The organism is Blautia sp. MSK18_10 (assembly GCF_020553185.1).
GTDB lineage: Bacteria > Bacillota > Clostridia > Lachnospirales > Lachnospiraceae > Blautia_A > Blautia_A wexlerae.
Genome location: NZ_JAJCGT010000003.1, coordinates 127,659 through 142,401, shown reverse-complemented (window position 1 = coordinate 142,401; position 14,743 = coordinate 127,659). Strand labels below are relative to the sequence as shown.

Below are 14,743 nucleotides of genomic sequence, written 5' to 3'. Positions count from 1 at the left end.
ACGGCTCATGCCTTTAGCAGATTTCTGAGAGCTTAGAATATCTTAGACCCCGAAACCGCACTCCAAATAAAATATTTTTCTGCGCGTCCCTTTTAACATCGTGCTACATCTTACGAAACCTCTCATACCGTTCCTGTGCAATCTGCAGTCCACTTTTACCAGTCTGTTTCTCCAGGAACTGCTTCATTCTGATCTTCATATACTCTGCAATTTCCGGCAAATTCTCCTCACTTGCAGGATATTCCTCCGGTATGATCCGTTCAATGATTCCCAGTTCTTTCAGATGAGCCGCCGTTACTTTCATGACCTCCGCAGCTTCCGGTGCCTTTCTGCTGTCTTTCCAGAGAATGGATGCAAAGCCTTCCGGTGAAAGGATGGTGTAGGTTGCATTTTCCATCATCCAGACTTCATTGCCGACTGCAAGTGCAAGTGCACCGCCACTGCCGCCTTCACCAATTACAACCGAAAGAACCGGCACCTTCAAATCGGACATTTCCAGAAGATTCCTTGCAATGGCTTCGCCCTGTCCCCGTTCTTCTGCTTCCAGTCCACAGAATGCCCCCGGAGTGTCTACAAATGCAATGACTGCACGTCCGAATTTCTCTGCCTGTTTCATCAGTCGAAGAGCCTTTTTGTACCCTTCCGGTGATGGCATTCCGAAGTTACATCTGATGTTTTCTTTTGTAGTATGCCCTTTACGGATTCCGATTACTGTAACGGGCTGTCCGTCCAGTGTAGCAATGCCGCCGATGATGGCATTGTCGTCTCTGACACCTCTGTCACCATGAAATTCCATGAAATCATCAAAAATGGCATCAATATATTCCGCTGCTGACGGACGGTCACTGCTTCTGGCAATCTGGACTCTGTCCCAGGCTGTGAGATTTTTTTGTTTCTTCTGCTTTTTCTTTTTGCCAAAAGTATCGAAAGATCTGGCAGATGTTTCCTGTGGAAATTCTCCGTAACATTTTCTGGTATCATGCAGTTTCAGGATCAGCGAAAGAACATCCCGCATAGAGCCTCGTTCAACAATTCCGTCGAGAAATCCATGTTCCAGAAGAAATTCCGGTCTCTGGAAGCCCTCCGGCAGTTTCTGACCTATAGTCTGTTCAATGACTCTCGGGCCGGCAAATCCGATCAGTGAGCCTGGCTCTGCAAGGATAATATCTCCAAGCATGGCAAAGCTTGCTGTAACGCCACCGGTAGTCGGGTCTGTCAGCACAGATGTGTAGAGAAGCCCTGCCTGGGAGTGACGTTTAATGGCTGCGGAGGTTTTTGCCATCTGCATCAGTGATACAATTCCTTCCTGCATTCTGGCACCGCCGGAGCAACAGAACAGAATGACCGGAAGTCCCTGTTTTGTTGCTTCTTCAAATGAGCGGGTGATCTTTTCTCCCACCACATATCCCATGGAAGCCATGAGAAATCTGGTATCCATGGCTCCGATCACTGTACGGATTCCTCCGATGGTGGCTTCTCCGATGAGAATTGCCTCATCAAGGTGTGTTTTTTCTCTCAGATCCTCAATTTTCTGCGGATAATCCGGATAGTCCAGTGGATTGCTGTTGTCAATTCCTGTGAACCACTCTTTAAAACTTCCTTTATCTGCGATCATTTTGATCCGGCGTTTCGCACTGATTCTGAAATATCCTCCGCATTTCGGGCACACATAGGCGTTGGATATTACGTCTTCTCTGTAAACCATTTCTCCGCACTTTGGACATTTGATCCATAAGCCTTCAGGTACGGAAACAGATGCGGCCTGTTTATGCCGGTCTTCTGAAACTGTTTTCTTAAAAAATCTCTTCAAGTCTGCCATTAAAATCCTGCTCCTTTATGTAACCCAATTTGATGTTCTTTCAGACAACAAAATAACGTTAATAACTATTAATCAAACTAATTCTGTCAAAAATAATTTTATCGATTTGCTTATCAATTACATTTCAATAATAAATATGTACTTTCTGCTGAACTATAAAATATATTTGCACCAGTTTTCTTTTACAGATCCGGATAATGCTGCGGAATGAAATCTGTGGTGATATTTCCTTCCTGAAAATCCGGCTGATTGAGAAGTTCATACAGAAAATCCACGTTAGTTTTTACTCCTTCGATGGCAACTTCTCCAAGTGCACTGATCATCTTTCGAATGGCACTGCGGCGGTCTTTGTCATAAACAATGATCTTGGCAATCATAGAATCATAGTAGGGCGGGATTGCGTAGTCATTATAAACTGCTGTATCCACGCGGATTCCATTTCCACCGGGAAGATGTAAGTCAGTGATCTTACCCGGACATGGCATGAAATGTCTCTCAGGATCCTCGGCATTGATTCTGCATTCCATGGCGTGACCGCGGATTTCTATGTCTTTCTGCTGAACGCTTAACGGTTCACCTGCTGCAATGCAGATCTGCTCTTTGATCAGGTCTACACCAGACACAAATTCTGTTACCGGATGTTCTACCTGGATTCTGGTGTTCATTTCCATGAAATAAAATTCTCCGGACTGATCCAGAAGAAATTCTATGGTTCCTGCACTTTCATAGCCTGCTGCCTTTGCTGCCCGTACTGCTGTCTCACCCATTTTCTTTCTCAGATCATCAGAGATTGCGATACACGGAGACTCTTCGATCATTTTCTGGTGACGTCTCTGAACAGAGCAGTCTCGTTCTCCCAGATGAACTACATTTCCGTATTTATCCGCAAGAATCTGCACTTCAACATGTCTGGGATTCTCCACAAACCGTTCCAGATACATGGTATTATCGGAGAAGGAATGGACCGACTCCTGCTGTGCTGTCTCAAACAATTTGGCAAATTCCTGTTCATTTCCGGCTACACGCATTCCTTTTCCACCGCCGCCTGCTGATGCTTTGATCATGACCGGAAAACCGATTTCCTTTACAGCTTCCAAAGCCTGCTCTACTGTGTAGACCGGCTCCTTTGTGCCGGGCACTACCGGGACTTTAGCTTTCCGCATTGTGTTTTTCGCCTCAGATTTATTTCCCATTCTGGAAATTACTTCTGCGGAAGGACCAATAAATGCCACATTACATTTCTCACACATTTCCACAAAACGGCTGTTCTCTGAGAGAAATCCGAATCCCGGGTGGATTGCTTCTGCTTTTGTGGCAATGGTAGCACTTAAGATTCGCTCCATGTTCAGATAGCTGTCTGATGACTGTGCCTTTCCGATGCATACTGCTTCATCTGCAAGCTGGGTATGCAGGGCATCTCTGTCTGCTTCTGAGTATACGGCTACTGTGCGGATTCCCATCTCACGACATGCCCGGATGATCCTCACTGCAATTTCACCACGATTGGCGATCAAAATTTTATTAAACATCTGTTATGCTCCTACTGCAAAAGTCAGCTCTGCGATCACTGCTACCTTACCGTCCTGGTTTGTTGCTTTTGCTTTTCCCACTCCCATGGGACCTTTTTCCTTAATGATCTCTACTTCAAGAGTAAGGGTATCTCCGGGAACTACTTTGTTCTTGAATTTTGCATTGTTGATCGATGCAAAATATGCGATCTTTCCTTTATTTTCCGGTTTACTCAGAATTGCAACTGCACCTGTCTGCGCAAGCGCTTCAACGATCAGAACTCCCGGCATAACCGGTTCCTGTGGGAAGTGTCCTGCGAAATGCGGCTCATTATAGGTAACACATTTCTTTCCTGTTGCCTTCACACCCGGCACCAGTTCTTCAATAGTATCAATCAGGAGGAACGGGTGTCTGTGGGGAATGATCTCCATGATTTCTTTTGTTGTAAGTTTCATAGTTTTTTACCTCCTTCTTCTATTCTATCACAAACATCGGCTGTCCGAACTCTACCATCTGCTCGTTTTCTACAAGGATTTCTTTTACTGTACCATCAAATTCTGATTCAATCTCGTTCATCAGCTTCATTGCTTCCACAATGCCAAGGACCTGACCTTTGCTTACTTTATCTCCTACTTTTACAAAGGGGGGATTTTCCGGAGAAGATGCTGCATAATAGGTACCTACAAGAGGAGATTTTACCACACTTCCTGTCTGTACTTCATCGTTAACAGCATTGACGGATTCTACATGTACAGCCTGCTGCACTACCGGCTGATACTGCTGAGCATCTGCCGGATCAGTATTGACTGCCATCTGCTGTACAATTGTTTTCTCTTTTGACATGGAAATATTTAAGGTATCGTCCTGCAGGTTAAATTCTGTGAGATCTGAATCGCTGACTGCGTGGATCAGTTCTAATATATTTGCCAGTTCCATTTATTTCCTCCTGCTGAAATAGCTATATTATAAGATCACTGTCGTATATTGTTTTCAAAATCACCATACCATTTATTATCTGCGTGATCAGTCTTCGTACTTTTTAATAAGTAAGGATGCGTTATGTCCGCCAAAGCCAAGAGAATTGGTAAGTGCATATTTGATATCCATCTTTACATTACCGTTTCCTACATAATCCAGGTCACACTGTTCATCCGGCACCTTATAACCAACAGTCTGATGGATCAGGCCTTCCTGAAGTTCTTTTACACAGGTGATCACTTCCACTGCACCGGCAGCTCCCAGAAGATGTCCTGTAATAGATTTTGTAGAATTTATTTTCATTTCTTTTGCGTGTTCACCAAATGTTTTCTTAATGGCAATTGTTTCAAATAAGTCATTATGATGTGTGCTTGTACCATGTGCGTTTACATACCATACATCATCTGTGGAAATTCCTGCTTCTTTTACAGCCCATTCCATAGCTTTGGCAGCACCGGAACCGTCCTCTGCAGGGGATGTAATGTGGTAAGCATCTCCTGTTGCACCATATCCGACAACCTCGCCAAGGATTTTCGCTCCACGTGCTTTGGCATGTTGCAGTTCTTCCAGAACTACCACGCCGGCACCCTCGCCCATTACAAAACCGCTTCTTTCTTTGTCAAAAGGGATGGAACATCTCTCAGGATCTGTGGATGAGGTCAATGCTGTCAGTGCCGCAAAACCACCAAAGCCTGTTGGTGTGATAGCTGCTTCCGTTCCACCTGCAACCATAACATCTGCATCAGAGCACTGAATAGTACGGTATGCTTCTCCGATGCTGTGGGTTCCTGTTGCACAGGCAGTTACAACATTAATGTTCTTTCCGCGGAGTCCAAACTGAATGGAAACATTTCCGGATGCCATATTGGAGATCAGAAGAGGAATCATCAGAGGATTCAGTCTTCCTGGTCCCTTTGTGTTGAGAATTTCGCAGGATTTCTCTACCACCTGCATACTTCCGATACCGCTTCCCACGCTACAGCCTACACGGAAGGGATCTTCTTTTGTCATATCCAGTCCGGACTGCTCAATAGCTTCTTTTGCTGCTGCTACCGCATACTGGCTGAAAAGCTCCATACGTTTTGCAGATTTGAAATCCATATAATCCTTTGGATTAAAATTGTTGATCTCTGCTGCCATATGCGCTCTGTAATTTGTGGAATCAAAACGTGTTACTTCTGCAAAGTTTGTTTTTCCTTCTTTTACACTGTTCCAGAATTCTTCTACACTAAGGCCTACCGGAGTGATTGCTCCCATACCTGTAATTACAACTCTTCTCATTTTGTTCTCCTTATTTATACGTTCATACCGCCATCTACGCTGATGACCTGTCCTGTAATATAGTCTGCTTTGTCTGATGCCAGAAATACCGCTGTATTTGCAATATCCTCCGGTTTTCCGAAACGTCCCAGGATAATCTGCTTACATGCATTTTCCCTGATTTCTTCTGAGAGTACTTCTGTCATCTCTGTGTCTACAAATCCGGGTGCAATAGCATTTACCGTAATTCCCCGGCTGCCCAGCTCTCTTGCCATTGTTTTTGTCAGACCGATCACACCTGCTTTGGATGCAGCATAATTTGCCTGGCCCACATTTCCGAGGATTCCGGAAACAGAAGAAATATTGACGATCTTTCCACTTCTCTGTTTCAGCATCTGACGGGCACTGTGACGGATTGTATTGAATGTACCTTTCAGGTTTACATTAAGTACAGAATCGAAATCCTCTTCTTTCATTTTCATGATCAGACCATCTTTGGTAATTCCTGCATTATTAACCAGAATATCAAGGTGTCCGTATTCTTTAACTATATCTTTGATCATTGCTTCACAGGCTGCGAAATCACTGACATTGCATTTATATATGGAAGCTTTTCCACCGTTTTCTTCGATGGTCTGTTTTACTTCCTTCGCTCTCTCTTCAGAACCATTGTAATTGATAACCACCTCTGCACCTTCCTTTGCAAGAGCAATAGCAATGGCTCGTCCGATTCCACGTCCTGCACCTGTAATCAGGGCAATTTTATTTTTCAGCATTTTACAGACACTCCTTTCTCACTTCATCCAGATCTTCTGTTTTCTCAACATGTAATGCTTTTACATTTCTGTTGATCTTTTTGAGAAATCCTGTCAGAGTTTTTCCCGGTCCAATCTCAATAAAAGTATCTACACCATCATCAATCATCTGTTCTACACACTGCTGCCAGCGCACAGAGGATGAAACCTGACTGACAAGCAATTCCTTTACCTGCTCCGGTCCTGTCACATACTGTGCAGTTACATTTGTCACATAAGGTACTGTAAATGACTGGATTTCTACCTTCTCAAGTTCCTGTCCCAGTTTTTCCCCTGCGCCTTTGAGAAGCTCACAGTGAAATGGGCCACTGACTTTAAGAGGAATCACACGTCTGGCGCCTGCTGCCTTTAATGCCTCCCCTGCTGCTGCAACTGCTGTCTCCTCGCCTGTGATCACAATCTGTCCCGGACAGTTATAATTTGCAATGGATACAATTCCCTGTGTCTCATTGCAGATTTTTTCAATCAGCTCTGCATCTGTTCCAAGAACAGCGGACATTGCACCACCTGTAGGATATGCCTCCTGCATAAAAATTCCTCTTTTTCGCACTACAGTAAATGCATCCTCTTCCTTCATAACACCGGAGGCCACCAGTGCTCCGTATTCTCCAAGGCTCAGTCCAGCATTTACCTGAGACCTGATTCCGGCTTCCTCTACAGCTCTTAAGATTGCGATTTCTGCTGTCAGCATGGCAATCTGTGTATATTCTGTAATATTTAATCTGTCATTTTCTTCAAAGCATAAAGCTTTCACATCAAGTCCGGATGCTTTTGATGCGCTTTCAAATACTTCGCGACTTACAGCATATTTTTCATAAAAATCTTTCGCCATTCCTGTATACTGTGCACCCTGTCCCGGAAATACAAATGCAATTTTAGACATATCATTTTCCTTTCCTTTATTTTTATGTTTATATCAGATGATAACAATTTGTTTCTGATTGCAAATTATTTCAGTTTAAAATATTTTGATATTCAAATTATAATGTCAAAAAATTCTCCCCGAAGCCATCTCTGGCTCCAAGGAGTTATTTGTCATTTCTATATGATTAAGCCTCTACGCCTTTGTTTTTCAGATAATCCATAACAGCTCCGACTGTTGTTAAATCTGTAAGATCTTCAGCCGGGATCTCAATATTGTATTCATCTTCCAGAGCCATAACCAGCTCAAACAGGTCAAGTGAGTCTGCGCCAAGATCATCCTTGAAAGAAGTTTCAGCAGTAATTCCTGCTGCATCACAATTTAACTGCTCTGCGATCATTTCACTCATTTTTTCTAACATAATTTTCTCTTCTCCTTTAATTCAAGCCCCGGAATGCTTCTCTTTTTCCTGCTCCGGTTATCACTTGTTTTTTATTATTTTGTTAAGCAGATGATGATTCTGCTTTTTCTTGTTTTCAACCTTATCATCCGTCAGACCAGTAAATACGTCTCATTTATTCAGATTTGGTTTTATCGGGATTGATTACTTTGATGTTCAAAGTATATATTCTTCCCTCCTGTTTGTCAAGCACTATTTTATTACATTTTTTATTCCTCAAATTTAATCTGCCTTGCCACACTCAGCGCAAGTCCCATCTCTGCCATAAGGAATACGATCGACGTACCTCCATAACTGATAAATGGAAGAGTGACACCTGTATTCGGCATAAGGTTTACAACAACCGCAATATTAAGAATAACCTGCAATGCTATGTGAATAAAAATCCCACTGACCATAAGTGAGCCAAACATATCCGGTGCATTCTGTGCAATAACAAACAGCCTGTATAACAGATATGCATAAAGCATCAGCACGATAAGACCTCCAAAAATCCCCAGTTCTTCACAGATAATTGAAAAAATCATGTCATTCTGTGCCTCAGGTACACTTCCCAGCTTCTGAATACTGTTTCCAAGTCCTCTGCCAAAAAATCCTCCCGAGCCAATCGCATACAATGCCTGAATTGTCTGATACCCCCAACTGTCCGCATATTCTTCCGGATGAAGCCATACCATGATTCGTCTCAGACGAAAGCTTCCACTTCCATCAACACTCACTGTTGCATTCAGAAAAATGACTCCGATCACTGCCAGCGCAATAACAACACCTGCAATAATAATAAAAATCTTAATATCCGGGTGAGCCACAAAAATCAGTCCTGCAGTAATACAGAAAATAATAATTGCTGTACTCAGATTGTCCGTAAATACATATGCAGCCAGTGCCAGTCCGCCTCCCACAACAGCAAGAACCATACAGCCCTTTAAGGTACGGACTTTCTTTCCCATATGCACGATCATATATGGGAGGCAGACAATAACTGCTATCTTGGCAAGCTCTGCCGGCTGGAACTGAACCGGTCCAAGATTCAGCCATCTCTGGGCACCATGAGAAGACTGCCCCAGCGGTGTTTTTACCAGTGCCATCAACACCAGTGCCGCTACATACAAAGCTGTGCTAAAACGGTTCAGTATCCGATAATTGAGCCTGGAAATGATCAGTGCCATGATAATACATGCCACGCTGATGATGGCCTGTTTTTTAAAAAAATACATGTCGCTTCCGTAATTTATCTGAGCCATATAGGAGCTTGTACTGTACAGCATGATAAGCCCAAAACAGGTCAGCAGTACAATAACTGCTACCAGACTGTAATCATAATAATCTGTTTTTGTTTTTCGACGCACCCTGCTCTTGGAAGATGCTGTTGAATACGACTTTTTTTGTGATTTTGTATTTTCCATTTAATCACCTGATGCTTTCTTGTTTTCTAAAATTCCCATCTGACTTTTTTATTATAACAGAAAGCTTTTTCATAAGCAATGGGGCAGTTGCCTGATTGCATCTGCCCCATTTTAGATAAGTCTGGCTGTTCATCTTTCCCTTATTCTGTATGTCTCAGGTTTATGATATCTATTTCTCATCATCACTGATTTCAATCGGGTCAGATTCGAAAATAAATTTAACATTTCCGTCCATATCGCCGGATCTGTCTGTGAATGTTGTGTACATTACATCGTCAGACTGGATTACCTCAAATCTGTCAAGAATATCCTGAAGATCTCCGTTTACTGTATCATCCAGTTTCTTAATACCTTCTTTATAGAATTTCTTCTGTCCTTTGTTCAGTTCTTTTGCTCCGTCATTCAGATCGCTGATACCATCTTTAAGCTGATCACTGCCATCAGAAAGCTTATCCGCACCATCCATTAATGTCTGAGTGCCGGATACAAGGCTGCCTGTTCCTGATGCAAGGGTCTGTGCTCCTGATACAAGTGTCTGAGTTCCTGATGCAAGCTGAGATGCTCCGCTGTTTAATGTAGAACTGTTCGAAGAAAGCTGATCTGCTCCGCTGTACAGTGTTCCACTGTTAGATGCCAGAGTTTCCACACCACTTGTAATCTGACCTGTTGCAGAATTGATCTGAGACATACCACTGGTCAGGCTCTTTCTTGCGCTCTTAAGAGTCTTGGCTCCTTTTAACAGTGTCTGTGCATTAACATTATTTTCACCCTGAAGCTGTGCAATTCCATCTGTCAGTGTCTTTCCGGAACTAAGCAGTGTATCTGCGCCGGAAATCATCTGTTCTGTGCTTGCTTTTGCAAGGCTTTCATATCCACTCTGGAGAGATTTATTTGCAGTAGTCAGCTGATCAGAGCCTGCTTTCAGCTGATCGATTCCCTGCAGCATTTCCGGAAGCTGCTGTCCAAGTCCGGTAAATAATGTACTCATCTGATTTACTGCTGTAGCAATCTGGGTTCCTGACTGAGCAAGCTGGGTTCCACTTGCTTTTAATGTGCCATCATTAGAAGTAAGCTCTTTTGCACCTGCATTTAACTGTGATACAGTCTTCTGCACTGTCTGCATTCCCTGAGTTAATGCCTGTAATTGCTGTTTCATCTGTTCAATACTGCTGTTGACTGCCTCTTCCTGTGCATCTGCTGTTGATTCTGCACTGGACGCAGATGCCCTTAAAGCGTCTGCTGCTGACTGCAATGCTGACGTATCAGGTGCGGAGGCTGTAATTGTGGATGTATCAATATTAGATGCACTGTCCTCAGCTGCCTGAATAGAACCTAACGCACCATCAATCGCAGCTTCTACAGCAGCTGCTGTTTCATCATCCATATTGCTGGTATCAATATTATACAAAGCAGATTCTGCTGCTTCTAGCTGACTGCTGACTGCTGCAACTCCTGCATCTACAGAAGATGCATCTACAGAAGCCTCTGCGGAATCACTGATCCAGGATTCAATTGCATCTGCCTGACTGTTCATGGTTTCAGCACTGTCATTTAACTGTCCGGACATTGCATTTGCACTTTCTTCTATTTCTGAAGCTGTGGAAGCTCCCATGTTTTCAAGTGAGCTCTCAAGCTGGCTCAGTCCTGATGCAAGCTGTTCTACACTTTCAATATACTGGCCAACTGCAGAAGTGTAATCAGAAACGCCTGTTGTATAAGCCGTCATGCTGTCACTGAAATTAGCAATCTGATTTGCATCGATTTTAGATGAAAGAGCTGTCATTTTTTCTACAGCAGTCTGGATTCCATTTACAGCAGTATCAATTCCCGGAACAACCTGACCAATTCCATTCACTAAGCTCTTGATACCACCAGCATACTGACCCACACCGCCTGCAAGCTGATTAACTCCTGCAATATACTGCTGCATTCCGTCTGTCAGAGTAGTTGTTCCTGTTACATAGCTCTGCACCCCGCCTGCAAGCTGATTGCCGCCTGCAACATATGCATTTACACCATCGGAAAGAGATTTCATCCCTGCCTCATAGTCCGCCATCTTGCTGTCCAGCGTATCTACTCCTGCTGTATATTGTTTGATTCCATCTGAAAGTGTGTCTGCCCCTGCTGTATAAGAGGAAACACCACTGTTTAAAGTCTGTGCCCCTGTATTCAGTGTCTGTGCTCCGCTGCTTAATTCCTTTGCTCCGTCATCCAGTTCTTTTGCTCCGTCATTCAGATCACTGACACCACTTTTCAGAGTTCCGATTCCATCATAAAATTCTTTATATTTGTCATTGAGTTTATTAGTTCCATCATAAAGATCTTTGGTTCCGTCTACCAGTTTTACTGCTGCATCCGTCAGATCTTTCATTGAATCCTTCAGCTCATCCAGTCCATCCACATCATCCAGATCAATATCTTTGAAAATATCTGTAAGTGCTACGGTAAATGTAGAATTCATCTCACAGTCTGTAACATCTGCTTCCACTGTAAATCCTTCAGGGATATTCACTTCATCTGCAATATCAGAAGACATATCCAGACTTTCTTTCATTCCCGGCATACCAAAACCGACAACAACATTTCTGCTTCCGTCAGAAATAACCTTACCGTTATCTACTGTAATATTGGAGAAATTATCTGTAGAAAGGATCATTCCTGTCACCATAACAAAGGGTGAATAAATATCAGTCTTTTTGCCATTCACTGTTTTGGTTGTTTTAGAAGTATTTGCATATGTCACTTCCATTTTCAGATGTCCTGTCTTTCCTGCCAGAGCTTCCGGAGAAACCTCAGTTCCATCCATATAATATTTAATTCCTACGGAAACCGGGAGATTTTTCTCTGTCTTTCCCTGATAATAAATATCCTTTCCATCAGTACTCCAGGTCAGATCATTTCCGTTCTGAGTAAATGTTTCATCACCTTTTACGTTTTTTATATCCTGAAGATCAGAGGCATCTTTCACCTCAGAATTGGAACTGTCTCCGGAATTTTTCAGCCAGTCAGATACTGTGACATCCGTTACTTCTCCTCCGGCAGTTGTATTTACATAAACGGTTTCTTCTTTCTGCAATCCATTATCACCTGTTGATGCAGCTGCCATTACAGTACCTGCTCCGAGAACTACAGCCATTCCTGCTGCAAGCGTTGCTGCAGCTGCTTTCTTTCTGTTTCTGTTCATAATAACTTACTCCTTTATTCTATCTCTTTACAATAAGCTTCTTTTTAAAAATCCTGAATCACTGTTTCTTCTCTTTTGCCGGTTTCTTCTTGGCAAATCCAATAGATGTGTGGCAGATGAGAGAATCAAATATCATAAACATAGCCGGAAGTATAAACAATACCACCAGTGTACTGATCACAGCTCCACGTGAAAGCAGGTTTGTGATACTTCCGATCATATCTACCTGTGTATAAAGACCAACTCCGAAAGTTGCCGCAAAGAAGCTGCAGCCACTGATCACAATTGACTTCATGGAAGTTTTATGTGCGATGGCAATGGATTCTTTCTTACTCTTTCCAAGACCACGTTCTTTCTGGTATCTGCTGGTCATAAGGATTGCATAGTCAACAGTAGCTCCCAGTTGGATACAACCGATAACAATGCTTGCTACGAACACCACTTCCTTTCCCTGATAATAAGGAACGGACATATTGACAAAAATCGCAAACTCAATAACTGCAACCAGAATAAACGGAAGCGAAATGGATTTAAACACAACCATGATAATAATGAAAATTGCCAGGATAGAGATAGTATTTACAGTCTTTAAATCCACATCCGTAACATCCTGAAGATCCTTGGTCAGAGGTGCTTCTCCGATTACCATAGATTCCGGACTGTATCCTTTTACAATCTTCTGGATCTCATCAATCTGATTGTTTACCTCGTCTGTGGCTGTTTTATATTTGGAGCAGATAAATTCCATCTCGTACTCATCGCTTTCCAGCATCTTCTTCAGATTACTTGGGATCATGGTATCAGGGAATGCCGCACCTACGAAAGAGTCCATTCCAAGTGCCCATTTTACACCATCAACATCCTTGATCTGGTCAAGCATTTCTGTTTTTTCTTTTGATGTCAGACCTTTCTTTAATAACACCATATGAACATTATTCATATCAAAGGTTTCCTGAAGTTTGGCATTTGCCACATTACTGTCCAGCGTGGAAGGAAGTGACTTGTCAATATTGTAGTAATTCTTCAGATTGTTATTTCCATGAATTGCCGGGAAAAGCATTACCAGGAAAATGATCAGCCATACTTTATAATGCTTTGTAATAAAAGCAGATGCCTTATCAAAGCTTGGAAGCAGCGGCTTATGTGTTGTTTTTTCAATGGCTCCGTCAAAAGTAAGCACCAAAGCAGGGAGCAAAGTAACACAACACAGAACACCGATAACAACTCCCTTGGCCATTACGATACCCATATCACGTCCAAGTGAGAAGGTCATAAAGCAAAGTGCGATAAATCCGGCTACTGTTGTAATAGAACTTCCGATTACAGATTTGAAGGTTGCATTGATGGCATGTGCCATAGCCCTCTCTTTATCACCCTCAAACCGCTTCTTATTCTCCTCATAACTGTTCAGCAGGAAAATGGAATAATCCATGGTAACACCAAGCTGCAGGACTGCTGTCAGTGCCTGAGTGATGTATGAAATCTGACCAAGAAAAATATTACTTCCAAGATTATACAAGACTGCAACACCAATGCAGAGCAAAAACAAAACTGGAACTACCAGAGAATCCATTGCAAGGAGCAACACTATCAGAGAAAGGCAGGAAGCAATCACAACGTAAATCGGCATTTCCTTAAGTGCAATCTGTTTGATATCAGTAACAATGCCTGTCATTCCACTGACAAAACAGTTCTTTGAAGTAATCTTACGAATCTGCGTCACAGCTTCCATGGAAGTTTCTGATGATGTTGTATTATCAAACAACGCGATCATCATAGTTGCATCTCCGTTAAAAAATGCCTCTCTTAAATCCTTTGGAAGCATTTCTACAGGAACGGAAACATCCAGGACACTGTCATACCACAGTACTTTTTTCACGTGATCAACTGCTTCGATTTTCTCTTTCAGAGCAGCTACATCCTTCAGTTCCATATCCTCCACCACTATCATGGAAAAGGCTCCCATCCCAAACTGATCTACCATAATGTCCTGTCCATCAACTGTCTCAAGGGTATCCGGCAGATAACTCAGTACATCGTAGTTGATTCTGGTCGCCGCCATACCGAGATATGAAGGGATCAGCAATGCAATTCCGATGATAATGATCAGTATCTTGTGTTTTGCAATCCACTTTCCTACCTTAATCATCTTTTTCTCCTCTTCTTTCTTTATTATTGATACTGTTTGATCATTCTATGACTAACAGTCATTTTTTATTTCATGGAATGTTATATAACAAAAATGACTTTCAGTCAATAATCATTCTTCACAATTTGTCTAAATTTTTCCAGAACAAAAATGTAATATTGACTTTCAGTCATTTTTGTTTAAAATAGTAATTATATATGATCACAATATAATTACAAAGTAAGCTTATGTTGCTGTGAACAGTAAGACGCTTATTGCTTTTCGCAAACTCCGCAGCGGGACTTACCTGATTCGGTTAAAA

General features: G+C 42.4%; 11 protein-coding genes. All 11 read right to left on the bottom strand.

Annotation, left to right across the window (positions count from 1 at the left end; translation table 11 throughout):
* Positions 1-103: 103 nt before the first annotated feature.
* Positions 104-1,819 (bottom strand): acetyl-CoA carboxylase carboxyl transferase subunit, encoded by a 1,716-nt coding sequence (locus LI074_RS02890; protein WP_022381150.1) that lies wholly within the window; start codon positions 1,817-1,819, stop codon positions 104-106.
* A gap of 182 nt (positions 1,820-2,001) precedes the next feature.
* Complete coding sequence (locus LI074_RS02885) at positions 2,002-3,348, bottom strand: acetyl-CoA carboxylase biotin carboxylase subunit (RefSeq protein ID WP_022381151.1); 1,347 nt, start codon at positions 3,346-3,348, stop codon at positions 2,002-2,004.
* A gap of 3 nt (positions 3,349-3,351) precedes the next feature.
* The gene (gene fabZ / locus LI074_RS02880; RefSeq protein ID WP_008704118.1) at positions 3,352-3,783 is read right to left on the bottom strand and encodes a 3-hydroxyacyl-ACP dehydratase FabZ; all 432 of its coding nucleotides are present in this window, start codon (positions 3,781-3,783) and stop codon (positions 3,352-3,354) included.
* 19 nt (positions 3,784-3,802) lie between these two features.
* The gene (gene accB, locus LI074_RS02875) at positions 3,803-4,264 is read right to left on the bottom strand and encodes an acetyl-CoA carboxylase biotin carboxyl carrier protein (protein ID WP_022381152.1); all 462 of its coding nucleotides are present in this window, start codon (positions 4,262-4,264) and stop codon (positions 3,803-3,805) included.
* Between the two features lie 87 nt (positions 4,265-4,351).
* Positions 4,352-5,587: a beta-ketoacyl-ACP synthase II gene (gene fabF, locus LI074_RS02870; RefSeq protein WP_022381153.1), complete on the bottom strand. Its 1,236-nt coding sequence runs from the start codon at positions 5,585-5,587 to the stop codon at positions 4,352-4,354.
* A 14-nt stretch (positions 5,588-5,601) separates the two neighbouring features.
* Positions 5,602-6,342, bottom strand: coding sequence for a 3-oxoacyl-[acyl-carrier-protein] reductase (fabG, locus tag LI074_RS02865; protein WP_022381154.1), 741 nt, complete (start codon positions 6,340-6,342; stop codon positions 5,602-5,604).
* 1 nt (position 6,343) lies between these two features.
* The gene (gene fabD / locus LI074_RS02860; RefSeq protein WP_022381155.1) at positions 6,344-7,264 is read right to left on the bottom strand and encodes an ACP S-malonyltransferase; all 921 of its coding nucleotides are present in this window, start codon (positions 7,262-7,264) and stop codon (positions 6,344-6,346) included.
* 166 nt (positions 7,265-7,430) lie between these two features.
* Positions 7,431-7,664, bottom strand: coding sequence for an acyl carrier protein (acpP, locus tag LI074_RS02855; protein WP_008704123.1), 234 nt, complete (start codon positions 7,662-7,664; stop codon positions 7,431-7,433).
* 248 nt (positions 7,665-7,912) lie between these two features.
* Complete coding sequence (locus tag LI074_RS02850) at positions 7,913-9,109, bottom strand: FtsW/RodA/SpoVE family cell cycle protein (RefSeq protein ID WP_022381015.1); 1,197 nt, start codon at positions 9,107-9,109, stop codon at positions 7,913-7,915.
* Positions 9,110-9,278: 169 nt separating this feature from the next.
* Entirely contained in the window at positions 9,279-12,293 is a 3,015-nt protein-coding gene (locus LI074_RS02845) for a hypothetical protein (protein WP_173697671.1), read from the bottom strand.
* Between the two features lie 58 nt (positions 12,294-12,351).
* Complete coding sequence (locus LI074_RS02840) at positions 12,352-14,442, bottom strand: efflux RND transporter permease subunit (protein ID WP_022381013.1); 2,091 nt, start codon at positions 14,440-14,442, stop codon at positions 12,352-12,354.
* Positions 14,443-14,743: the final 301 nt, after the last annotated feature.